Origin of the sequence: Sorangium sp. So ce887, from assembly GCF_051521455.1 — a bacterium.
Taxonomy (GTDB): domain Bacteria; phylum Myxococcota_A; class Polyangia; order Polyangiales; family Polyangiaceae; genus Sorangium.
Window position 1 is genome coordinate 1,991,967 of the sequence record NZ_CP150354.1, and the last position, 25,490, is coordinate 2,017,456.

The following is a 25,490-nucleotide window of genomic DNA, read 5'->3' on the forward strand; positions in this document are numbered from 1 at the left end:
ATGCTGATCACTGTTCTCAGACAGAGGGCCTCGGCCCAGGCCGATCGCTGCGCGTTCGTGTTCCTCGACTACGAACACTCGCCGGCTGGCAGCTGTTCGTCGACCGCGATGACCTATGGTGAGCTCGACGTCCAGGCGCGCGCGATCGCCGCGGAGCTCCAGCGCCGGTACACGCCTGGCGACCGCGCTCTACTCCTACTCCGCTCGGAGAGGAGCTTTATAGCCTCTTTCTTCGGATGCCTCTACGCGGGTCTCGTCGCCGTGCCTTTACCGCCGCTGCGATCCGGGGCGTCGCAGCTCTGGCTGCGGGCCATCGCGGAGCAATCTCGGGCTTCCGTCGTGCTGGTGGACGGTCCATGGCAGGAGGACGTCGTCTCGCACGCGACGAGTCCCGCGGCGCAGGCTCTGGATTGGCTGCGCATAGACGAGATCGACCCCGCGCTCGCAGGAGCGTGGACGGATCCGCATGTCCACGAGGATGCGCTGGCCTTCCTGCAGTACACTTCTGGCTCCACGGGCGCTCCGAAGGGGGTGATGGTCTCCAATCGCAACCTGATGGTGACCTCCGCTGATCTGAACTGCGGCTGGGAGCACGATGACGACAGCGTGATGGTCACATGGTTGCCCATGTTTCATGACATGGGACTTATCTACGGTGTGCTCCAGCCCGTTTTCAGGGGTTTTGTCTGTCACGTGATGAACCCCAGGGCCTTCCTTCATGAGCCTTTGCGATGGTTGGAAGCGATGTCGACCCTTGGGGGAACGCACACCGCGGCGCCTAATTTCGCGTACGATCTGTGCGTTCGCCGATACCGCCGCGCAGCGCCGCGGCGGCTCGACTTGAGTCGCTGGCAGGTCGCGGTGAACGGGGGCGAGCCGGTCGACGCGGCGACATTGAGCCGGTTCGTCGAGACGTTCGGCCCCAGCGGTTTTGGTCCCCGCGTGTTCGCTCCGGGGTACGGGCTGGCCGAGGGGACGCTGAAGGTGGCAGCCTCGGCGCGAGACCAAGGACCGATGTTCGTCGCCGTGGACAAGGCCGCGCTCGAGCGCGGCGCTGTCGTCTTCGACAAACAGTCGCCGAGCTGTCGAACGCTCGTGGGGAACGGGGAGAGCCACGCCGGCGCCACGATCTTGATCGTGGACCCCGAGACGCAGCATCGCTGCCCAGCGGGCCGTGTTGGCGAGATCTGGGTCTCGGGGCCGATGGTCGCAGGAGGCTACTGGGAGCGACCGGACGTGACTGAACAGACGTTTCACGCACGTCTCTCCGGCGACGACGCGAGCGGCCCTTACCTTCGCACCGGCGATCTTGGCTTCCTCCACGAAGGTTCGCTCTTCGTGACAGGGCGGCTCAAGGATCTCCTCATTATCCGCGGGTGCAACCACTATCCCCAGGATATCGAGAGGACGGTCCAGACGTGCCACCCGGCCTTCCGGCCCGGCCGGGGCTGCGCCGTGAGCATCCAAGTCGAAGGGTCTGACGGCGAGGAGCGGCTGGCGGTCGCCCAGGAGCTCGACGAGGACGAGATCGGCCGCCTCGACCTCGTCGAGCTCGCGGCGACGGTGCGGCGCGCTGTCGCGGCGGAGCACGGCGTTCATGTCTCGCAGGTCGTGTTCTTGCATCCAGGCGCTCTCGTGAAGACCTCGAGCGGGAAGCTACGGCGCCGCGCGTGCCGTGATGATCTTCTCACAGGCCGGCTGCGCGAGGTCTGGCGCAGCGCTGTCGAGGACGACGACGAGGCGACGGTCGAGGAGCGAGCGCGCCAGTTGATCGAAGGCGCTCTGCTCGGAGCGTCTCGAGTCGGCGAGGGGTCACTCTACGAGCTCGGCCTCGACTCCCTCCGCGCTGCGGAGCTCGTCGCCCAGATCGCGCGCGAGCTGCACGTCGAGGTTCCGCTGCAGCGGATCCTCTCAGCAACCACGCTGGGCGAGCTGGCGAGCGCTATCTCAGGGCTCGTCACGCTGGAGCCCCCTCAGGTCGATCACGCGCCTGCGCTACAGCCTGCTCCGCAGGACCGACACCGTCCCTTTCCTCTGTCCGATCTCCAGCAGGCGTACTGGGTCGGTCGCAGCGGGGCCTTCGAGTTCGGGAACGTCCGCGCCCATGCCTATCTTGAAATAGAGACGGCGTGTGACGATGTAAACCGGCTCAGCGCGGCGCTCCGGCGGCTCGTGGCGCGACATGATCTCTTGCGAGCGGTGATCCTGCCCAACGGGCAACAGCAAGTCCGCGAGCCTGAGAGTGTCGAAACCATCCCCGAGGTCGCCGTGTCGTCCGGCGATCCGGCGCAGCTGGCGATGATCCGGCGCGAGATGTCGGACGAGCTGGCGCTCTCGGATGACCATCCGCCCATCGAGATGCGGCTTTCGCGCAGCGCTCTCCACGGCTCGCGTCTGCACCTGCGCGTCGATCTCACGGTCGCGGATTTTCGCAGCCTCCTCATCTTGTTGCGGGAGCTACGAGCGCTCTACGACGACCCTGATGCGGCGCTGCCTGCGCTGGAGTTAACCTACAGAGATTACCTCCTCGCGATGTACGCGATCGCTGGATCCGCCGCGCATCAGCGGGCGCAGCAGTACTGGTGGAGTCGGCTCGACGCACTCCCGCCGGCCCCCGAGCTGCCCCTCGCCCGGAACCCCGGCTCGATCGCTCGACCACGCTTCACTCGGCGAACTCGGGTTGTCGAGTCCGGCGTCTGGTCGTGCCTCAAGGCCCGCGCGGCGCGCGCTGGACTTACCCCTTCGGCGCTCTGCCTGGCGGTCTTCGTGGAGATGGTCCGCACATGGAGCGCTCGCGGCGACTTCACGATCACCGTGACGACGCTGAGCCGGCAGCCGCTCCACCCCCAGGTCGACGATCTCGTAGGTGATTTTGCATCGACGGTGCTGCTCGCCGTGGACACGGAGCCTGGCGCGGATCTGCTCGCCCGCGCGCTTCGCCTGCAGCGTCGGCTCTGGGAGGATCTCGAGCACCGCGCGATCAGCGGGGTCCAGGTCCTCCGGGAGCGTGCCCGCAGGCGGGGAGCTGGCCGGTCGTCCGCCATGCCGGTGGTGTTCACGAGCACGCTGGGCGTGGATTCGCAGGGAGCGAGCCTCGAGTCCTTCGGTCGCCTGGTACACAGCGCGAATCCAACGCCGCACGTCTACCTGAGCAGCCATGTGCTCGAGAGCGGCGGGGCGCTCGTCGTCCATATCGACACCGTCGACGAGCTGTTTCCGGCTGGCTTTCCGGAGGAGTTCCTCGCTGCCTTCGGGGCGCTTCTCGAGCTTCTGGCCGGCTCGGATGCCGCCTGGCACGCCCAGCAGCGTCGGTGGACGCCGCCCGCGCAGCTGGCGCAGCGAGCTGCCATCAACGCGACCGAGCGCCCGCTGAGCGGCGATCGGCTCCACACGCGCTTCGTCGCGAACGCCAGGCTTCATCCGAACCGGACGGCGCTCCTCGCTCCGGATCGAACGCTCTCGTATGGCGAGCTCGCCCAGCGTGCCGGTGCGCTGGCGCTGCATCTCCGAGACCTCGGCGCAACGCCCAACACCCTGATCGCGGTCATCCTTGACAAGGGGTGGGAACAAACGGTCGCCGTCCTCGCCATCTCCATGTCAGGCGCCGCGTATCTCCCGATCGAGGCCGGGCTCCCGGCCGCGCGGCGCCGGCTCTTGCTCGACGAGGGCGGCGTGAAGATCGTCGTGACCCAGCAGGCGCTCGTAGCGAAGCTGGATCTCCCCGAAGGGTCGCGCGTCGTCTGCGTCGATGAGGTCCCGCACGCCCTGGAGATCCCCCGGATCGAGGACACGCAGACTCCGGATGACCTCGCTTATGTCATTTACACCTCTGGATCGACGGGTCGGCCGAAGGGCGTGATGATCGACCACAAGGGCGCCGTCAACACCATCCTCGACATCAATGATCGCTTCGCCGTGGGACCTGACGATCGCGTCCTCGCGATATCCGCGCTCGGCTTCGATCTCTCCGTGTATGACATCTTCGGGACGTTGGCGGCCGGGGCGACCCTCGTCACGCTCGACGCCGACTCCGCGATGGATCCCGCGCGGTGGGCCTCCGCCGTCGTCAAGCAGCGCGTGACCATCTGGAACTCGGTCCCTGCGCTGATGCAGCTACTCGTCGAGCGGGCGGAGGGGTCGCCTGCGGGGAGCGAGTCCGCGCTGCGCCTCGTCATGCTGAGCGGCGACCTGATCCCGGTGGGGCTGCCCGATCGGATCCGGGCCGCGTTCGGCGGCGCGCAGGTCGTGAGCCTGGGTGGCGCGACGGAGGCCTCTATCTGGTCCGTCGTCTACCCCATCGGGATCGTCGAGTCGGCGTGGAGGACCATCCCTTACGGCAAGCCGCTCTCCAACCAGGGGTGTCACGTGCTCGACGAGCGCCTCGAGCCCTGTCCCATCTGGGTCCCGGGCCGGCTGTACATCAGCGGCACAGGGGTCGCGCTGGGTTACCGCGATCAGCCATCCGAGACGGATGCTCATTTCGCGCTCGATCCGCTCACGGGACGCAGGATCTATCTCACAGGCGATCTCGCACGCTACCTGCCCGACGGCAACCTCGAGTTCCTCGGACGTGAGGACTTTCAGGTCAAGATCAATGGCTTCCGGATCGAGCTCGCCGAGATCGAGGCTGTCCTCGCGCGGAGCCCGGCGGTGCTCCAGGCCGTGGCGGTGGTCGATACGGCCCCCGGCGGCGAGCGGCGGATCGTCGCTTATGCTGTCCCGTCGAACGGCGAGTCACTCGCGACGCACGACGTCCTCGCGCACGCCCGGGCGCTGCTGCCTTCGTACATGGTGCCCTCGCTCTTGATCCCCATGAAATCGCTTCCGCTGTCGGCAAACGGCAAGGTCGACCGCGCGGCGTTGCCGCCTCCGTCCGTGTCGGTCTCGCCGCCACCCAATCGGGGCAAGACGACGGCGATGGAGCAGCGGATCGCCGCGGTGATCGCCAGCGTCCTCGGCGTCGGTGCCGTGGATCACCAGCAAAACCTGTTCGAGCTCGGAGCGACCTCGCTCCACATGCTCCGGATCCAGACCCGGCTGGCGAACGAGCTCGGGGTTGATCTGAAGGTCGTCGACCTCTTCACGCATCCGACAGCGGTATCGCTGGCCACGCACCTCGTTCGGGCGCCTGCCGAACGCGACCCGGCGGTGCGTGAGCTGGCCGAGGCGCAGAAGGCCTTCTTTCGACGGCGGCGACGCCGCGCAGAGGATCTCTCATGAAGGAAGCGCTCGAATCACCTGGGGCCGGACACATCGCGGTCATCGGCATGAGCTGCCGCTTTCCGGGTGCCAGCACGCCCGAGCAGCTCTGGGATAACCTCGCGGCAGGAGTCGAATCGATCTCCTTCTTCTCCGAGGAAGAGGCGCAGGCGGCGGGCGCGCCCGCGTCGGTCCTGGGGCACCCTCGGCACGTGCGTGCCGGAGGCGTCCTCCCTGACCTCGATCTGTTCGATGCACGCTTCTTCGGGATCAGCTCCGCTGAGGCCGAGCTGCTCGATCCTCAGCACCGCCTGTTCCTCGAGTGCGCCTGGGAAGTGATGGAGCGGGCGGGCTACCCGCCGCCCGGCCCACGCGCGCGCGTGGGCGTCTATGCGGGCGCGAGCAGCCTCGATTACCTGCGCTTCCATGCCCGACCCCTGCTCGACCCGAGCGAGCCGAACCGCTACTTGCAAGCCTGGCTCGCGAACGACAAGGACTATCTGGCGACCCGCGTCTCCTACCGACTGGGGCTCCAGGGGCCGAGTATCGCCGTGCAGACGGCCTGTTCGACCTCGCTGGTCGCCATCACGCTCGCCTGCCAGGGGTTGCTCAGCTACCAATGTGATCTCGCCATCGCCGGGGGCGCCGCCGTCTCGTTGCCGCAGCAGAGCGGCTATGTGTACGAGGAGGGGAGCATCCTCTCGCCAGACGGTCATTGCCGCGTCTTCGACGCGCAGGCGCAAGGAACGGTCTTCAGCAACGGCGCCGGCTCCGTGCTCCTCAAGCGGCTCGATGAGGCTATCTCCGACCGGGACTGCATCCATGCCGTCATCCGCGGCGGTGCCATCAACAACGATGGATCGCAGAAGGTGGGCTTCTCGGCGCCCAGCACCTCCGGGCAAGCGGCGGTGATCGAGATGGCCCAAGCGCTTGCCGACGTCGACGCGGAGACCATCACCTTGGTCGAGGCGCACGGCACTGGCACGGCGCTGGGGGACCCCATCGAGATCGCCGCGCTCACGCGCGCGTTTCGGGCCTCCACGTCGCGAAAAGGGTTCTGCGCCGTGGGATCCGTGAAGGCCAATCTGGGCCACCTGAACGCGGCCGCCGGGCTGGCCAGCTTCATGAAAGCGGTCCTCGCGCTCCAGCACAAACAAGTCCCGCCGAGCTTGCATTACAAGAAGGCGAACCCCGACATCGACTTCGAGAACAGCCCTTTCTACGTCCCCACGCGCCTCTCCGCGTGGGAGACCGATGCTGTGCCGCGGCGCGCGGGCGTCAGCTCGTTCGGAATCGGCGGGACGAACGTCCATGTGGTGCTGGAAGAGGCGCCCCCGCGCGCCCCGGTCGGTCCGGGTCGTGGATGGGGTGTCCTCACGCTCTCCGCGAAAGACACGGTCGCGCTCTCCGCGCTCGTGCAGCGCTATCTCAGCCACCTGCACGCCAGCGAGCAGGCGCCGATCGAGGACGTCTGTTTCACCTCCAACGTGGGGCGCCCGCATTTCGCTCACCGCATCGCGATCGCGGGTGGTACGCGTCGACAGATCATCGAGAGGCTGGAAGCGTACTGCGCGTCGCCTCCACCCGGCGTGTCGTCCGATGCTGGGCCCGTGGAGGTTGCGTTCCTTTTCGGCGGCCGGGCGCCAGTCCATCCGGCGATCGTCGAGGATCCGACGTTTCGCGGCGCCGTGCAGCGATGCGGCGAGTTCCTGCGGCGGCGCCTCGGCCGCTCGATCCTGTCGACCCCTGAGCCCGGTTCTCCGGACGCGATTCTTCATGCGGAGTTGACCTCCTTCTCGGCAGGCTATGCGCTGCTCGAGCTGTGGCGCTCCTGGGGGGTCGAGCCGGTCGCTGTCCTCGGCGTGGGCACGGGTGGGTGTGTCGCCGCCGTCGCCGCCGGGGTGCTTCCCCTCGAGGAGGCGCTGGAGCTCGCTTTCCTGCGGGGCCGAGTCCTGGCCGCGGCGGGATCGCGCGAGATCACGCCGGAGACGCTGAAGGCACCGGACGTCCACCCGCGCGTCGCCGAGCTTGTCCGCGCGATAGATGCGATGTCGCTGAGCGAGCCCCGAGTCGGGTTCGTCTGCAGCGCCACGGGCGAGACGCTCGACCGCGGCGCGCTCGGGCAGGCCCACTGGCTCCGCGCGTTCAGCTCCGAGGAGGTGGCCTGCGAGGCCTGGGAGACGCTCGATGCGCTCGGAATCGGGGCGTGCCTGGAGCTCTCCTCGCACCCCGTGCTATCGGCCGCGGCGCGTGAGCAGGGGCTCGCGTCACGCTGCGTCTGGCTCGCCAGCCTGGTGCAAGGTCTGCCGAGCTGGCAAAGCCTGCTGGAGAGCGTGGCGGCGCTCTACATGCGCGGCGCATCCATCGACTGGCAGGGCGTTCACCGCGACCAGCCCCGCTCCCGCGTTCTCCTGCCCGTCTATCCGTTCCAGCGCAGGCGCCACTGGCTCCCGGTTGCGAGCGCGGAGGTCGCCCCCACAGCCGCCGGGGAAGACCTGTTGCTCGGCAGGATGACCCGCTCCCCGCTCCTCGCGGAGACGCTGTTCGAGGTCGTTCTTCGCGCGGACAGGCCGTCTTTTCTCCCCGATCATCGTGTGTACGGCGAGGTCGTCGTGCCCGGCGCGTGCTTCGGGGCGATGTTCCTCCGCGCGGCACGGGTGGCGTTCGACCGCGACGACGTCGAGGTCGCCGATCTGTGCTTTCCCGAGGCGATCGTCCTTCCCGATGGCGAGGCACGCACGGTGCAGATCGTGCTCGAGCGCACGGCCCATGACGGCACTCCCGCGCGCCTGATTCGCCTCGCGCCGGGCGGGCACGGGGCGAGTCCCGGATGGTCGACCTCTGCGACCGCTGTCCTGCGCGCGCGAGGGCATCGCCCGCGGGAGCAGGGGCCGTCGCTCGCGGAGCTCTCGAGGCTGTGCCTGGAAGAGGTGCGGACAGCGGAGCTCTACGAGGCGCTCGCCAGCTGGCATGTGCAGCTCGGTCCGAGCTTCCGGTGGGTCACGTCGATTCGCAGAGGGAATCAAGAGGTCGTGTGCCGCCTGAACGCGCCGATCTCCGCGGGCGAGCGGGAGGCCTACCGGCCGCATCCGGCGCTGATCGACGCGTGCTTCCAGGTCCTCGCGGCCACGATCCCTGCGGCGGGAGGCGACACATTCGTGCCTTTCCGAGTCGACCGGCTCTGGCTCTCCACCGGCTACGACGATCGTGAGCTCTGGTGCCACGGCAAGCTGCGCGACGCCTCGGGCGCGGATGACAGGATCATCGGGGATCTGAGGCTCTTCAGCGCCGACGGCGAGCTCGTTGGCGAGATCAGCGGGCTGGAGTCGAGGAGGGCGTCCCGGCGGACGCTGCTCCGCGCGGCCCGCGGTCCAGTAGCGCACGCGGGCTCGCTGCTCCACGCGATCCGGTGGCGCGTGGCGCCCTCGACCCGTGCCGCCGATAGCGCGTCCGCCTGGATCGTGTTCGTCGACGCGCGCGGGCTGGGCGCGGAGGTGTGCGATCTCCTCCGCGCGCGCGGCCATCGCTGCGCCGTCGTCGAGCGTGGCACGTCGTTCGAGCGGCTCTCCGCCCTCCATTACCGGATCGGCTCGTTGCTTTCGGACATGGAGCGGCTCCTGGACGAGGCAACAGCCCAGCTCAAGGCCGCTCGGGTCGGCGTCTTGCACCTCCAGAGCGTGGACGCAGCGCCGGTCGACGAGATGACGAGCGCCTCGTTGATCGAGGCGCAGGAGCTCGGGTGCCGCACGGCGCTGAACCTCGTTCAGGCCATCGACAGGCTCGCGGGGCCGCCTGCGCTTCGCCTTTACCTGGTGACGTGCGGGGCGTGCTCGGTGATCTCGGACGGCGCGCCGGACGATGCTCCGGTGCAGGTCACGCAAGCGTCGCTCTGGGGTCTGGCGCGGGTGATCGCCGCCGAGCGACCGGCGCTGCGCTGTACGATGGTGGATCTGCCGCATCCGCTCGATCAGAGCGGCGCTCGCGCGTTGCTCGACGAGCTCGCGGCCGACGACCCGGAGCAGGAGGTCGCCCTGCGGCGGGGTGATCGGTTCGTCCCGAGGCTGGTCCAAGCGAGCGCGTCGACCACGGACGCGGAGCCCGCGCGCGTGCGCGCCGACGGGAGCTATCTCGTCACCGGCGGTCTTGGCGCCCTCGGCCTTTACGTCGCTGCGTGGCTGGTCGAGCAGGGAGCGCGCCACATCGTGCTGGCTTCACGCAGCCGCGCGTCCGCGAGCGCGGCGAGCGCGCTCGACGCCCTCGAACGGGCAGGCGCCAGCGTCGTCACAGCTCAGCTCGACGTGACGTCGGAAGACGACGCAACCAGGCTCGTCGCTCGCTTCGGCGCGGATTGGCCGCCCTTGTGCGGCGTCGTCCACGCAGCGGGCGTGCTCGAGGATGGGAGCCTGGTCAACCTCGACTGGGAGCGCTTCCGCGCCGTGCTCGCACCGAAGGTGGACGGGACGTGGCTCTTGCACCGGCTCACGCAGGGGCTGCCCCTGGATTTCTTCGTCTGCTTCTCCTCCATGTCCTCGGTGCTGGGCCCGCGTGGTCAGGCCAGCTACGCCGCGGCGAACGCGTTTCTCGACGCGCTCGCGCATCAGCGCCGAGCGCTCGGGCTGCCGGGCACGAGCATCAATTGGGGGCCTTGGGCTCGTGCCGGGATGGCGGCCAGCTTGAGCGAGCGCCTGGCACGGCGGATCGCCGATGCCGGCGTCGAGCCGCTCGATCCAGAAGAGGCGTGCCGGCTCTTCGGCCAGGCAGCGGCCGGCAAGGAGGCCCAGATCGGCGTCGCTCGCGTCGACTGGCCAAAGTACCTGGCGCGGTTGCCGGATGGCGCGACCCCTGCAGTGCTGCGTGGCCACCGCGCCGCGGAGGGCGCGCAGCAACGAGAACGAGGCTTTATCGACGAGCTTCGACGCGCGCCAGCGGACAACCGGCGGGCGCTGCTCGAGGAGCATGTCCACGCTCGGGTGGCGGCGCTGCTCGGCGTGGAGGCGGGCGAGCGGCTCGCCCGCGATCGAAGCCTGTTCGACTATGACCTCGACTCCCTGCTGGCGACCGATCTGCTGAGCCGGCTCGAGACGAGCCTCGGGATCACTCTGGGGGCCACGCTCCTGTTCCGTCACCCGACGATCGAGGGGCTGACCGATCACCTCATGACCGCACTGTTCGGCGCGAAGCCTCGCGAGGCGGCTGGCGCGCCCCCTCCTGCCGCCCCCTCCCGCGCCGTTCCCCCCGCGATCCCGGCGGCATCCGACGCGCTCGACGGGCTCTCACCCGAAGAGATCTTGGACCTTTTATCGAGGAAAATCGAGGAGCTGCATGGCAGCTGAGCAGACCGAGGCCTCGCCGAAGCAGGGCATGAACGAGGGCGCGAGGAGCCGTGATCCGATAGCCTTGTTGAAGGCCTCGTTCATCGAGATCGAGAAGCTGCAGCGGAAGCTGGACGCCGCAGAGGCCCGGGCAACAGAGCCGATCGCGATCGTCGGCGCGGCTTGCCGGCTCCCTGACGGCATCGAGACGCCCGAGGATCTCTGGCGTCTCCTCCTGGAAGGCGTCGATGCCGTGGTCGAGATCCCGCGAGATCGCTGGGACATCGACGCCTACTTCGACCCCGACCGCGATGCGCCGGGCAAGGTGTATTGCCGCAATGGCAGCTTCCTGGATCGCGTGGACGAATTCGACGCGGAGTTCTTTGGCATCGCGCCGAGGGAAGCAAAGGCCATGGATCCCCAGCAACGGCTTCTCCTTGAGGTCGGCTGGGAGGCCCTCGAGCGCGCGGGCATCGCCGTGGAACGGCTGCGAGACTCGCGGACCGGGGTGTTCGTGGGCATCATGCATCAGGACTACTCCCGGCTCCTGTCGGATCCCGACGCGCTGGACATCCACAGCGGAGCCGGCAACGCGGTGAGCATCGCCGCGGGGCGGCTCTCGTATGTTCTCGGGCTGCAAGGGCCCGCGCTTACCATTGACACGGCGTGCTCATCATCTCTCGTCGCCATCCACATCGCCTGCCAGAGCCTCCGGGCACGCGAGTGCTCGCTGGCGCTCGCCGGCGGTGCGAACGTGAACGTGTCGCCCATCTCGACCATCGTCGAGTGCCGTGCGCACATGCTCTCGCCGAGCGGTCGCTGTCGTGCGTTCGACGCTTCGGCAGACGGGTTCGTGCGCGGGGAGGGCTGCGCGATCGTGGTCCTGAAGCGCCTGCACGACGCCGTCGCGGATGGCGACGATGTGCTGGCGGTGATCCGCGGATCCGCGGTGAACCACGACGGCGCGAGCGGCGGGCTGACCGTGCCGAGCGGCGCCGCGCAGGAGGCATTGATCCGCACCGCGCTCGAAGGCGCGCAGGTGAAGCCGAACCAGGTGGGCTACATCGAAGCGCACGGTACCGGCACGGCGCTGGGCGATCCGATCGAGATGCTCGCGCTCAGCGCAGCCGTCGGCGAGGGCCACACGAAAGACCGCCCGCTGCTCGTCGGCTCGGTCAAGACCAACTTCGGTCACCTCGAGGGCGCGGCCGGCGTCGTCGGTTTCCTCAAGGCGGTGCTCGCGGTCAAGCACGGCGAGATCCCGGCCAGCCTTCATCTTCACGAGCCCAATCCCCACATTCCGTGGTCCTCGCTGCCGGTCGAGGTCGTGTGCCAGCACATGCCCTGGCCCGAGGGCGACGGGCCCCGGATCGCCGGGGTGAGCTCGTTCGGCTTCAGCGGCACGAACGCCCATGTGGTCCTCGAGGAGCCCGGCCTGCACGCGCGACGCCAACCTTCGGTCGCGAGGCACGAAGCGGATCCGGTATCGCCGCACCTCCTGGTCCTCTCGGCGAAGACGGAGCCCGCGCTCGCGCAGCTCGCGGCTCGATACCGCGTGATGCTCGGCGCAGCGCCGACCGTGAAGCTCGCGGACGTCTGCTTCTCTGCCAGCACGGGTCGCTCCCATTTCCGCCACCGGCTCGCTGTGGTGACCTCCTCGGTCGCCGAGCTCTGCGAGCAGCTCGCCGCGTTCTCCCGCGGCGCGCACGCGCCGGGCGTGACCGCGGGGGCCTCGGTCGCCACGCGGTCGCTGAAGATCGCGTTCCTCTTCACCGGGCAGGGCTCCCAGGTGCGCGACATGGGTCGAGGCTTGTACGAGACCGAGCCGGTATTTCGCGCGAGCCTCGATCGGCTCGACGCCTTCGCGCGCCCGCACCTCGGCGTTCCTCTGGTGCACATCCTCTTCCCGGAGCCCGGCGCAGCGCCGCTGCTCGACCGGACGGAGTACGCGCAACCAGCGCTGTTCGCCCTGGAGATCGCGCTGGTCGAGCTCTGGAGGTCGTGGGGGATCGAGCCCGCCGTGGTGCTCGGGCACAGCCTGGGCGAGTACGCCGCAGCGTGCGCGGCTGGTGTGTTCAGCGCGGAGGACGGACTGCTCCTGGTGCTGCGCCGCGCGCGGTGCATGCAATCGGTCGACGATGGCGGGGAGATGGTCGCGGTGCGCGCTGGCGTGGTCCTTGTCGAGGAGGCGCTTTCGTCCTGCGCCGGGGACGTGGCTATCGCCGCGATCAACGGCGACGCGCAGACCGTCATCTCCGGCCGGCGCGCCTCGGTCCAGCGGGTCGTGTCCACGCTGCGCGAGCGCCGGATCGCGACGGTCAAGCTGAGAACGTCGCGCGCGTTCCACTCGTCCATGATGGACGCGATCCGCGACGATTTCACCCGGGCGATCCGCGACATCCCCCACGCGTCGCCTCGCCTCACGCTGATCTCCAACCTCACCGGGCGTCCGTTCGACGGTGAGAGACCATCGGCCGAGTACTGGAGTCGGCATCTCCGCGCGCCGGTGCGGTTCGCCGACGGGTTGGACGCGCTCCACGCGCAAGGTTGCGACGTGCTCGTGGAGATCGGCCCGGGCTCGACGTTGCTCGAGTTCGCGCGCGAGCGAGCGCCTGACGGATCTGGCGTTCGCCTGCCGAGCTTGAGCCCTGTGCTGGGAGACCCCCGCTGCATCCTTACCAGCCTGGGCGAGCTGTACGCCCGCGGGGCGCGGGTGGACTGGAGCGCCATCTACCGTGATCGCGGCGGCGCGCGCGTGGATCTTCCCACCTACCCGTTCCAGCGGCGGAGGTACTGGGTCGATGCACAGCGCCCCCGAGAGCGGGCAACGGAGGCACCAGGCCAAGGGAGCCCGGTGACGCGGCTCCTGCAGCAGGAGCGCGCGCGGGAGCTGGCGGGCCTGCTGCACGACAGCGAGGCGCTCCAGGAGGTGGATCGTGCCCTGCTCACCAGGGTGGCTGACGCGCTGGTCCATGAGCACCAGCGTCGGCTTCCTCGTCCTGTCGATGGATCGCTGTACGAAGTCCAGTGGAACCCGTCGCCGCGCCGACGCGCCGACGCGCCGCGCGCTCCGACCGGCGATCAGCGGAAATGGATCCTCTTCGTGGACGAAGGCGGCGTGGGGGACACGCTCGCAGGCGTGCTGCGGCAAGGCGGCGACGCGTGCCGGATCGTGCGGAAAGGCACGTCCTTTCAGGAGCGTGGCGGCGGAGAGTGGCAGATCGCGCCGACCGAGGCGTCGCACGTTGAGCGCCTCTGGGCGGCGCTGCAGGAGGAAGCGAAGGACGCGTCCGGCATCGTTCACCTGTGGAGCCTCGATGCGCGCTGTCCTGCCGATGCGTCGACCGAGGCGATGCGCCTGTCGTGCGGCAGCGCTCTGCACCTCGTCCAGGCGGCCGCGAAGCACGCCTCCACGGTGAAGATCTGGTGGGTCACGCGGGGCGCGGTCGCCACGGAGCGTGATGGCGCGCCCGCGCTCGCCCAGGCCCCGCTCTGGGGGATGGCCCGCACCATTGCGCTCGAGCACCCGGAAGGCTGGGGTGGGCTCGTCGATCTGGCGCCGACGGCAGAGGCGGGCGAGGAGACCGCGCTCGCCGCGCAGCTCTGCGATCCGGCCGGTGACGACCAGGTCGCCTTGCGCCGCGGCCGCGTGTATGTCGCCCGCCTTCGCCGCTACGCGCCCCCGCCGACGCCCGCCGTGGCGATCCGCGATGATGCGGCGTACGTGATCTCGGGCGGGCTCGGCGCGCTCGGTCTCCATGTCGCGACGTGGCTGGTCAAGCGCGGCGCGCGCCACCTGTTCCTGTTCGGGCGCAGCGCGCCCTCGCCCGCCGCGGAGCAGACGCTCAACCTCCTGCGAGCGCGTGGCAGCCAGGTCCACGTCATCGCGGCGGACGCCGCGAGCGAGCGAGACGTCGCCCGCGTGCTGGACGAGGTGCGCGCCGCTGGCGTCCCGCTCAGGGGTATCGTGCATGCCGCAGGGACCCTCGATGACGGGGTGCTGCCTCTCCAGGACTGGGAGCGATTCCACAAGGTGTTTGAGCCCAAAGCCCGTGGCGCGTGGCTCCTCCACGAGCTCAGCCGCGGCAGCGCGCTCGATTTTTTCATTCTGTTCTCGTCCGCGACAGCGCTCCTCGGCTCGCCCGGGCAAGCCAATTACGCTGCTGCCAACGCGTTTCTCGATGCCCTCGCGCACTACCGGCGCGCGCACAGCCTCCCGGCGCTCAGCGTCAATTGGGGCCCCTGGGGAGAGGCCGGTATGGCGGCGCGCGTCGAGGTAGAGCGGAGAGGTCGACTTGAGAGGAGCGGCGTCGACGCGCTTTCCCCCGAGCGCGCGCTGCAGGCGCTTGATGAAATCGCCGGCAGCGCCCACCCCCAGATCGGGATCTTCGACATCGACTGGCCGTCGTTCGGGGCCCGGCTGCCCGCGACGCAACAGCGCTCTCTTCTCGCGGAGCTCCTCCCGCGCGCCAATGCGCCGCGCGCACGGCTCGAAGACCCGCCCCGGGATGTGCTCAAGAGGGTCCTGCGCGCCCCGGCAGCGGAGCGCGCGTCGGTCCTGCGCGCCCTCGTCGCGGAGCAGCTCGCCGGGGTCCTCGAGCGCGAGGACGCGGAAGCCATCGACGCGAAGACATCGCTGATCGAACTCGGCCTCGACTCGCTGATGGCGGTGGAGCTCAAGAGCTGGCTCAAGGCCTGCTTGGGTGTCGACGTCCCCCTTGAGCTCTTTATCAACGGATCAACGCTGGAGAACCTCGCCGAGCGAGTCACCGCCGAGCTCGCGCTCCGTGAGCTCGTCGTCTCAGGCCCACAAACCACCGGGCCGACCGACGCGTTCGAGATCATCAAACTATGATACCGTCTGAGCTCATCAGCGAGCTGTCCAGCCTCGGCGTGCGGCTCTGGGCCGAGGGCGATCAGCTCTGCATTCAGGCACCGAAGGGCGCGCTGCGCCCGGATCTGCAGCGCCAGCTCGTCGAGTCCAAGGCCGCGGTGCTCGCGCTGCTTCAGGGCAACGTCGATCGCGCGGCCTCGCCGATCCTCCGGGAGGCCGGCGCCGAGCCGGAGCTGACCGATGCTCAGCGGCGCATCTGGTTCGTTCATCAGCTCGCAGAGCAGAGCGCGCTTTACAACGAGCGCATGGCGCTGCGTCTCACCGGCGCGCTGGACGCCGGGGTGCTGGCGCGGTGTCTGACCGAGATCGTTCGCCGGCACGCGATCCTCCGGTGGACAATCCGCGAAGAGCTCGGCGTGTTGAAGCCTGTTGTCGCGGCGTGCGCCCCGGTCCAGCCAGCCGTCTTGGACCTCTCAGCGCAACCACAGTCCCTGCAAGCCGAGTCCGTCGAGCGCATCCTCCGGGAGGACGTGCTGCGGCCTTTCTCGCTCGAACGGGGGCCGCTGTTTCGCGCTGCGCTGCTGCGGCTGGGTCCCGCGTTGAACATCCTCGTGTTGACAGTGCACCACATCATCTTCGATCGCTGGTCGACGGGGATTTTCCTCCGGGAGTTTGTGGCGCTCTACGAGGCTTTCTCCTCGGGCAAGGCATCTCCGCTCCCTGATGTACGCCTCGACTACGCCGATTACGCCAGCTGGGAGCGCAGGCGATCCGCGGATGTGTCGTTCGAGGAGCAGCTTGGCCGGTGGAAGCAGCGGATGGCCGGAGCGCCGCCGCTGCTCGATCTGACCCAGGGCCAGCTGCGCCCCATGGTCCAGGGGTTCCGCGGGGGGAGCGTGCGAACCCACCTCAGCGCGGAGTTGACAGAGCAGCTCAGGGCGCTCGGGCGCCGGCACGGCGCCACGCTCTACATGACGCTGCTCGCCGTCTTCAAGGTGCTGCTCGCCCGGCGCTCCGGCCAGGATGACATCGTCGTGGGCTCTCCGGTCGCGAACCGGACGCGGCCCGAGACCGAGTCGATGCTGGGCCTCTTCATTAATATACTTCCGCTGCGTACGCATCTCGCAGGCAATCCGAGCTTTGTCGAGGCGCTCGAGCGCGTCCGTCGCGTCGCCTCCGACGCCTTCGACGACCAGGAGGTGGCGTTTGCGAGACTGGTCGACGAGGCCCAGGCGAATCGGACGTTGAGCTATCACCCGATCGTTCAGGTCCTGTTCGCGCTTCACAACGTGCGCCTACCGAAGATCGAGCTGCACGGACTCACGGTGACGCCGCTGGAGATCGACAGCGGCATGGCGCGGTTCGACCTGTCGCTCGTCGTGGAGGAGGTTGATCGGGGGCTCTCGGGCGTCTGGGAGTTCAACGCGGACTTGTTCGACGTAGCGACTATCCAGCGGATGGCGGAGAGCTTCGAGGAGCTCGTGCGTGGGATCGTGGCCAATCCAGCCCGGCGTATCGACGAGCTGCCGATGCTCACGACCGCGGAGCTATCTCAGCTCGAAGCGTGGAACGACACGGCAGCAGACCCCCGATCCGACAAGCTCGTTCACGCGCTGATCGAGGAGCAGGCGAACAGGACGCCTGACGCCGTGGCCGTGGAGAATGAGCAAGGGAGGCTGACCTATGCGGAGCTCGATGCTCTCGGAGAGCAATTCGCCTGTCGCTTGCGCGCGCTCGGTGTAGGGCCCGACGCGCGGGTAGGGCTCTGCGTCGAACGCTCTTTGGGGATGGTGATCGGTGCCGTCGCCGTGCTCAAGGCTGGCGGCGGGTACGTCCCGATGGATCCGAGCGCGCCCGCGAGTCGTCAGGAGTACATCGTCGGAGATGCCGGGATCTCCGTCGTCGTCACGCAATCGAGCCTCGCTGGGCGGTTCACCGAGACCGCCGTGAGCACGTTGCTGATCGACGACCCCCGCGCGTTCGTCGCGCTGGAGACCCAGCCGCCCCCGCCCGTCGTCACGCCAAACCACCTCGCGTACGCCATCTACACCTCCGGGTCGACCGGCCAGCCGAAGGCCGTGATGGTCGAGCACCGGAACGTCGTGAACTTCTTCACGGCGATGGACCGGATCCTTGGCGAAGGGACGGGCACCTGGCTCGCGCTGACGAATTATACCTTCGATATCTCGGTCCTGGAGCTGCTCTGGACGTTGACGCGCGGATACAAGGTGGTGCTGGTCCGCGGTGACGACGTGATGCCAGCGCGGCCCCGGAGGACGCCGACGCGCCCCATCGCCTTCAGCCTCTTCTATTTCGCGAGCGCGGCGAGCGATAGGGCGGCGAATCAGTACAGGCTGCTCCTCGAGGGGGCGCGCTTCGCCGACCGAAACGGGTTCGAGGCCGTCTGGACGCCCGAGCGCCACTTCGGCACCTTCGGCGGGCTTTATCCGAACCCCGCGGTGACCGGCGCCGCGATCGCCGCGATCACCGAGCGTGTCGCCATCCGCAGCGGCAGCCTGGTGATGCCGCTCCACAACCCCATCCGCGTCGCTGAGGATTGGGCCATGATCGACAACCTGTCGCACGGCAGGGTTGGGCTCTCCTTCGCCGCAGGCTGGCAGCCGGTCGACTTCGCGCTCGCGCCGGAGAGCTACGTGAATCGCAAGGAGGTGATGTTTCAGGGGCTCGACGTGGTGCGGCGCCTGTGGCGCGGAGAGGCGGTCTCTGTAACCTCGGGCGACGGCTCGCAAGCGGGCGTGAGGACGCTGCCGCGCCCCATTCAGGCCGAGCTGCCGATCTGGATCACGGCGGCGGGAAACCCGGAGACGTTCCGTCGTGCGGGCGAGCTGGGGGCCAACCTGCTCACCCACCTGCTCGGCCAGTCCGTGGAGGATCTGGCGAGGTCGATAGCGATCTACCGCGAAGCATTTCGGCGCGGTGGTCACCGTGCCGGCGGCGGCCACGTCACCCTCATGCTGCATACCTTCGTGTCGACCGATGACGGCGAGGTCCGCGAGAAGGTGAAGGAACCGTTCAAGCGCTACCTGCGTGAATCGATAGACATCCTGCGCCCCCTCGCCGCCGCGCGAGGGCTCGACATCGACAGCTTCGACGAGGGCGATCTCGATGCGCTGACCGAGCACGCGTTCCTGCGCTACTTCGAGACGAGTGGCCTCTTCGGCACGCCGGAGAGGTGCGCCGCGATGGTGGAAACGCTGAAGGATGTCGGCGTCGACGAGATCGCCTGTCTCATCGACTTCGGCGTCGACACCGACTCCGTGCTCGCGAGTCTCGAGCACCTGAATCGACTCCGCGGCATCGCCCAGCCGCGCGCCGAAGCGGGGCTTTGCGAGGTGCAGGGGGAAGCATCGATCGCAGCGCTCATCGCGGATCACGGCGTGACGCACCTGCAGTGCACACCTTCGCTCGCGGCGCTGCTGACAGGCGACGAGCCTACACGCGCGGCGCTGGCCCAGCTCTCCTTCATGCTGGTGGGAGGCGAGGCGCTACCGCCCAAGCTCGCGGCCGATCTCGTCTCGCTCGTTCCGGGACAGGTGCTCAACATGTATGGGCCGACCGAGACGACGATCTGGTCGACGATGCATCGCGTCGGTCACGGGTCGGTCCTTATCGGAAAGCCGATCGCGAATACGCAAGTCCATGTCGTCGATGCCAGGCTGAATCCGTTGCCGCCAGGGGTCGCAGGTGAGCTCCTCATCGGCGGCAGAGGCGTGGCGCGCGGCTACCTCAACAGGCCTGCGTTGACCGCAGAGCGCTTCATCGCCGACCCGTTCTCCAAGGAGTCGGGAGCGCGGCTCTACCGCACGGGTGACCTGGCGCGATGGAACGAGCGCGGCGGTCTCGAGTTCCTCGGCCGCAATGACCATCAGGTCAAGGTCCGTGGTTTCCGCCTCGAGCTCGGTGAGATCGAAGCCGCGTTGTCGGCGCACCCGTCGGTGCGCGCGAGCGTGGTGGTGCTGCTGGAGAACGTCCCCGGCGACAAGCGCTTGGTAGCGTACGTCGTCCTGCAGCAAGGGAGCGCGCTGTCGGTCGGGGCGTTGCGCGAGTACGTGCGAAAGACGCTTCCGGCGTACATGGAGCCGTCAGCGTTTGTGGTGCTGGACGCGCTGCCGCTGACGCCGAACGGCAAGGTGGACCGGCGAGGGCTGCCGGCCCCGGACGCCGCGCGCGCCGGGGACGCGCAGACGTACGCGGCGCCGCGAACGCCGGCGGAGGAGCTGCTCGCGGGGATCTTCGCCGAGGTGCTGGGCGTCGAGCAGGTCGGAGTGCACGATGACTTCTTCGCGCTGGGTGGGCATTCGCTGCTGGCGACGCAGGTGATCTCGCGTATCCGCGCGGCGTTCGGGACCGAGCTGCCGCTGCGGCTGCTCTTCAAGACGCCGACGGTGGCTGGCCTCGGAGCGCAGGTGGAGGCCGCGCAACGCGCGGGCATGGGGGCCAGCGCGCCGCCGATCGAGCCTGTGCCTCGCGACGGAGAGCTCGCGCTCTCGTTCGCGCAGCAGCGACTCTGGTTCCTCGAGCAGCTTAATCCAGGCAACGCATCCTATGTCAGCCCGGGAGCGCTGCGCCTGCGCGGAAGGCTCGATGCGGCGGCGCTCGGGCGGGTGTTCGGCGAGGTCGTGCGACGCCACGAGGCGCTGCGCACCACGTTTGCGACGCGCGACGGACGCGCGGCGCAGGAGATCCAACCGGCGCCCGCGGCGTGGCCAGTGCCGGTGATGGACCTTACGTCGATGCCGGAGGCCGAGCGCGAGGCGGAAGCGCTCCGGGCGACGGCGGCGGAGGCGGCGCGGCCGTTCGATCTGGCGGCGGGCCCGCTGCTCCGGACGCGGCTGCTGCGGCTCGGTGCGGACGATCACGTGTTGCTGGTGACGATGCATCACATCGTGTCGGACGGCTGGTCGATCGGCGTGCTCATGCGCGAAGTGGCGGCGCTGTATCAGGCGTTCGTCGAGGGGAAGCCGTCGCCGCTGCCGGAGCTCGCGATCCAGTACGCCGACTTCGCGGCGTGGCAGAGGCGGTGGCTCGCGGGCGAGGTGCTCGACGAGCAGCTCGCGTACTGGAAGGAGCGGCTCGCAGGTGCGCAGGTGCTGGAGCTGCCGACGGACCGACCGAGGCCTGGGGTGCAGCGCCTCCGGGGGGGGCGTCACGAGGTGCGCCTGCCCGCGGCGCTGGTGACAGAACTCGGGCGGCTGAGCCGCAGGCGCGGAGCGACGCTGTTCATGACGTTGATGGCGGCGTTCCAGGTGTTGCTATCGCGGTACTCGGGCCAGACCGACATCAGCGTGGGGACGCCGATAGCGAACCGGAACCGGGCCGAGGTGGAGCCGCTGATCGGCTTGCTCGTGAACACGCTGGTGCTGCGGAGCGACGTCTCGGATGCGCCGCAGTTCACGGAGCTGCTCGACCGGGTGCGCGAAGCGGCGCTGGGGGCGTATGCGCACCAGGACGTGCCGTTCGAGCGCGTGGTTGAGGCGCTGGGAGTGGCGCGGGACCTCCGCCGGACGCCGCTATTCCAGGCGATGTTCGGGCTGCAGACCGCGCCGATGAGCGCGCCGACGCTCGCGGACGTACAGCTCTCGCTCCTGGCGGCTGACTCGGGGACGACAAGGTTCGAGATCGAACTGACGCTGAACGAGGAGGCTGGGGCCCTCGTGGGGGCGGTCGTGTACAGCGCAGAGCTGTTCGACGCGACGACGATCGCACGAATGGTCGAGAGCTTCGAGGTGCTGCTGCGCGGCATCGTAGCGGAGCCGGAGCGCCCGGTGAGTGAGCTGCCGCTGCTGAGCGAAGCGGAACGGCACCGAGTGCTCGTGGAGCGGAACGACACCGCGGTCGCCTATGCGCCCCAGGGCCTGGTGCACGAGCTCATCGAGGCGCAGGTGGGGCGGACCCCGGAAGCCGAAGCGGTGGTGTTCGAGGGCGAGCGGGTGACGTACCGGGCGCTGAACGCTCGAGCAAACCGCCTGGCGCATCGACTGCGAGCCCTGGGGGTGGGCCCTGAGACGCTCGTGGGCGTGTGCGCGGAGCGATCGGTGGAGCTGGTGGTGGGGCTGCTCGGGGTGATGAAGGCCGGAGGAGCGTACGTACCGCTCGATCCGAGCTATCCGGAGGAGCGACTGCGGTTCATGATGGCGGACGCCGGAGCGCCGGTGCTGCTGACGCAGACGCACCTGGTAGAGCGGCTGTCGGGCTCCAGGGCCACGGTGGTGTGTCTGGACGCGGATCCCGCGGAGGGTCGAGAGGACGACCCGACGAGCGGAGCGACGGAATCAACGCTGGCGTACGTGATATACACGTCAGGTTCGACGGGCCGCCCGAAGGGCGTGATGAACACGCACGGGGGCCTGAGAAATCGCCTGTTGTGGATGCAAGACACGTTCGCCCTGGGGCCTGGAGACGCGGTGTTGCAGAAGACGCCGTACAGCTTCGATGTGTCGATATGGGAGTTTTTCTGGCCGCTGACAATCGGAGCGCGGCTCGTGGTAGCCCTGCCAGGGGGGCACCGGGATAGCGCCTACCTAGCTCGGATCATAGAAGCTGAGCGCGTCACGACGGTGCATTTCGTCCCATCAATGCTCCAGGCGTTCATGGAGGAGCTGAGCGCCGGCCGATGTGGCTCGCTCAAGCGGGTCATCTGCAGTGGCGAGGCGCTGTCCTATGAGCTCATGGCGCGGTTTTTCGAGCGCAATCAAGCGGAGCTGTACAACCTCTACGGCCCGACAGAGGCATCGATCGACGTCTCATTCTGGAAGTGCCAGCGCGACGATGTGCGTCGGGTTGTTCCCATCGGTCAGCCTATCGCGAACACGCAGCTCTACGTGATGGACGCACACGCGTCGCCTGTGCCGGTAGGCGTCCCTGGAGAGCTCTACATCGGCGGAGTCGGGGTGGCGCGCGGGTACCTGGGCCGCCCCGAGCTGACGGCGGAGAGGTTCGTGGCCGACCCTTACAACGCCGACCCGCGCGCGCGCATGTACAAGACCGGCGACCTGTGCCGGTGGCTTCCAGATGGCAACATCGAGTACCTGGGCCGTCTCGATCACCAGGTGAAGATCCGCGGCTACCGGATCGAGCTAGGCGAGATCGAGAGCGTGCTAGCGCAGCATCCATCGGTCCAGGGGGCGGTGGTGCTCGCTCGCGAGGACACACCCGGAACCAAGCGGCTCGTGGCTTACCTCGTGGCGCGCGACGCGGCCCGACCGGACACCGCCGAGCTGCGTGAGCGTCTGCAGCGCGCTCTACCAGAGTACATGGTCCCCGCGAAGCTCGTGTGGCTCGATGCCCTGCCGCTGTCGCCCAACGGCAAAATCGACCGCAAGGCCTTGCCGGCGCCCGACATGGCACATCCGGAGCAAAACCGTACGTACACGCCGCCGCGCACCCACGCGGAAGAGCTCCTCGCTGGCGCGTGGAGCGACGTGCTCAGGATCGATCGGGTGGGTATTCACGACAGCTTCTTCACGCTGGGCGGCGACTCCATCCTTGCCGTTCAGATGGTGAGTAGGGCCCGACGGGCGGGGCTCGGGCTGTTGGTCCAGCAGGTCTTCGAATGCCAGACCATCGCGTCGCTGGCGGCGCAGGCCACCACCGAGGTCGCGGCGCAAGCCGAGCAGGGGCTCGTCACCGGTTCCGTCGCGTTGACGCCGATTCAGCGCTGGTTCTTCGAGCAGCAGCAGCCGGAGCCGGACCACTTCAATCAGGCGGTGCTGCTCCAGCTCCGCGAGCCGCTGGATCCAGTTTGCCTCGAGCAGGCCGTCCAGGCGCTCGTGCGGCACCACGATGCGCTGCGCATGCGGTTCGTGGCGGAGAGCGGGAGCGTGCGTCAGGCCAGCGGCGCCCTCGATGCGGCCGTCACAGTGAGCGTCGCCGATCTCTCGGCTGTGCCTGCGCCGGGCAAGGCGCACGCCCTCGAAGCCGCTGCGGCAGAGGCGCAAGCAAGCCTGAGCCTTGCGCAGGGTCCGCTGATGCGTGCGGTCCTTATACACCTCGGCACGGGGCAGCGCGGAAGGCTCCTCTTGGTGATTCACCACCTCGTGGTCGACGGGGTCTCCTGGCGGATCCTGCTCGAGGACTTGCAGACGTCGTATGCCCAGGCGCGCGCGGGGGAGCCGATCCGGCTCCCGTCGAAGACGACCTCCTTCCAGGCGTGGGCCGAGCGGCTCACGGCGTATGCGCAGTCGGAAGCGGTGCAGAGTGAGAATTCGTTTTGGCTGGCCCCGAGCTCACCTGCCCGACTTCCGCGTGACGTCGAGGAAGGAGATAACACCGTCGCCTCGGCACGAACGGTCGAGGTGGCGCTCGGCGTCGAAGAGACCCGTGCGCTCCTGCAAGACGTTCCGGCGGTCTACCGGACGCAGATCAATGACGTCCTGCTCACCGCGCTCCTGCAAGCGTTTGGCGAGTGGACGGGGGCGCGCGCGCTGCGGCTCGACCTGGAGGGGCACGGGCGGGAGGACATCGGCGGTGGCTTCGATCTGTCACGCACGATCGGCTGGTTCACGGCGCTGTTTCCCGTCGAGCTGCGAGCGCCTGCGGGCGGACCTGGGGAGGTGCTCAAGGCGGTCAAAGAGCAGCTGCGCAGCATCCCCGGCCGAGGCGTGGGCTTTGGCGCGCTGCGCTACCTGAACGAGGACCCCTCGGTCTCTGCCAAGTACGAGGCGCTCCCGCGCGCCGAGGTGCTCTTCAACTACCTGGGGCAGCTCGACCAAAGCTTCGCGGAATCCCCCCTGTTCGAACGCGCCACGGAGCCGACCGGGCCAGCTTGCAGCCCGCGCGGCGCTCGGACGCATGCGATCGAGATCAACGCCGTGGTCGCCGAGGGGCGCCTGCAGATCGCGTGGACGTACAGCGAGGGCCTACACCGGAGGTCCACGATCAACCGTCTCGCGCAGGCGTTCCTGATGTCCCTCAGGACGCTGATGGAGCACTGCCGTGCGGCGGAAGCGGGCGGCCGTACTCCATCGGACTTTCCCCTCGTGCAGCTGACCCAGGCCGCCGTGGATCGACTCGTGGGCGTCGGGAGGGCGGCGAGGGACGTCGAGGATGCCTATCCACTCTCGCCGATGCAAGAGGGCATGCTCTTCCATGCTCTCCGGGACCCGACCTCTGGCGTGTACGTCGAGCAGGTCGCCTTCAAAATCCCAAAGGCGCTCGTGGTCACGGCCTTCAAAGAGGCCCTGCAGACGCTCCTCGCCAGGCACGCCGTCCTGCGTACGGCGTTCGTGTGGGAGGGTGCCGACGAGTTCCTGCAGGTGGTACGCAGCGGCGTCCCGTTCCCGTGGGTCGAGCTCGATTGGCGTGGTGTCCCGGAGAGCGAGCAGCAGGAAAGGACGTCCTCGTGGCTCGCGGAAGACCGCGCCAACGGCTTCGATGCCAGCGTGGCGCCGCTGATGCGGTTCACGCTCATCCGGCTCACGGAGGAGGCTTATCAGTGCATCTGGACCTTCCATCATATGATCCTGGACGGCTGGTCGCTGCCGCTCTTGTTCACCGAGATGCTGCAGCTCTACGAATCGGCTCGTGACGGGCGACCCGCCGCGATGCCGAGCCGGCGGCCGTTCCGCGACCACATCGCCTGGCTGAAGCAGCAGGCCAAAGCGGACGCCGAATCGTTCTGGCGCCGCGCGCTCCAGGGTTTCTCGGCGCCGACACCGATTCCGTTAGACCGGCCCCGCGGCGCGGCGCCGCCCGCAGGCTCGGCGCCGCCGCATCATGAGCGGCGGCTGACTGCCGCGGGCCAATCAGCGCTTGAGCGCTTTGCCCGCAAGCACGGCCTGACGCTGAGCACCCTGGTCCGCGGCGCCTGGGCGCTGCTCTTGAGCCGCTACAGCGGAGAGAGCGACGTGCTCTTCGGCGCGACCGTGTCGGGACGCTCGGCGGGCGTCGACGGCATCGACGCCATGGTAGGGCTGTTCATCAACACCATCCCCGTGCGCGTCCAGATCGCGTCCGAGCAGCCTGTCGTGTCCTGGCTGCAAGAGCTCCAAGCGCGCCAGACCGAGCAGCTTCCTTTCGAGCACAGCCCGCTCGTTCAGGTGCAGCGCTGGAGCGCTGTCCCATGGCAAAAGGACCTCTTCGAGAGCGTGCTCGTCGTCGAGAACTACCCCATCGACCAGATGCTG

4 protein-coding genes (1 of these 4 only partly in view) are annotated in these 25,490 nt (G+C 68.7%); all 4 read left to right on the forward strand.

Features of this window, described 5'->3' with window-relative positions:
* Tightly spaced (each overlapping or abutting the next), the 4 genes in view from WMF36_RS07595 to WMF36_RS07610 form a layout consistent with a single transcriptional unit that may run on beyond the window.
* Positions 1-5,220, forward strand: coding sequence for an amino acid adenylation domain-containing protein (locus tag WMF36_RS07595; protein ID WP_437578936.1), 5,220 nt, complete (start codon positions 1-3; stop codon positions 5,218-5,220).
* On the forward strand, positions 5,217-10,532 hold the full coding sequence (locus WMF36_RS07600; RefSeq protein ID WP_437578937.1) for a type I polyketide synthase: 5,316 nt from the start codon (positions 5,217-5,219) through the stop codon (positions 10,530-10,532). The genes WMF36_RS07595 and WMF36_RS07600 overlap by 4 nt, the downstream gene beginning before the upstream one ends.
* On the forward strand, positions 10,522-15,366 hold the full coding sequence (locus tag WMF36_RS07605) for a type I polyketide synthase (protein WP_437578938.1): 4,845 nt from the start codon (positions 10,522-10,524) through the stop codon (positions 15,364-15,366). The genes WMF36_RS07600 and WMF36_RS07605 overlap by 11 nt, the downstream gene beginning before the upstream one ends.
* Positions 15,363-25,490 carry the 5' portion of an amino acid adenylation domain-containing protein gene (locus tag WMF36_RS07610; protein ID WP_437578940.1) on the forward strand. It continues 2,169 nt past the right edge of the window, so 10,128 of the gene's 12,297 nt are visible here — the first part of the coding sequence; its start codon is at positions 15,363-15,365; its stop codon lies beyond the right edge, outside the window. The genes WMF36_RS07605 and WMF36_RS07610 overlap by 4 nt, the downstream gene beginning before the upstream one ends.

Excerpts from the sequence above, each read along its gene's own strand:
- WMF36_RS07595 (WP_437578936.1), top strand. The coding sequence starts at position 1 with ATGCTGATCACTGTTCTCAGACAGAGGGCCTCGGCCCAGGCCGATCGC.
- WMF36_RS07605 (WP_437578938.1), top strand. The coding sequence starts at position 10,522 with ATGGCAGCTGAGCAGACCGAGGCCTCGCCGAAGCAGGGCATGAACGAG.
- WMF36_RS07600 (WP_437578937.1), top strand. The coding sequence starts at position 5,217 with ATGAAGGAAGCGCTCGAATCACCTGGGGCCGGACACATCGCGGTCATC.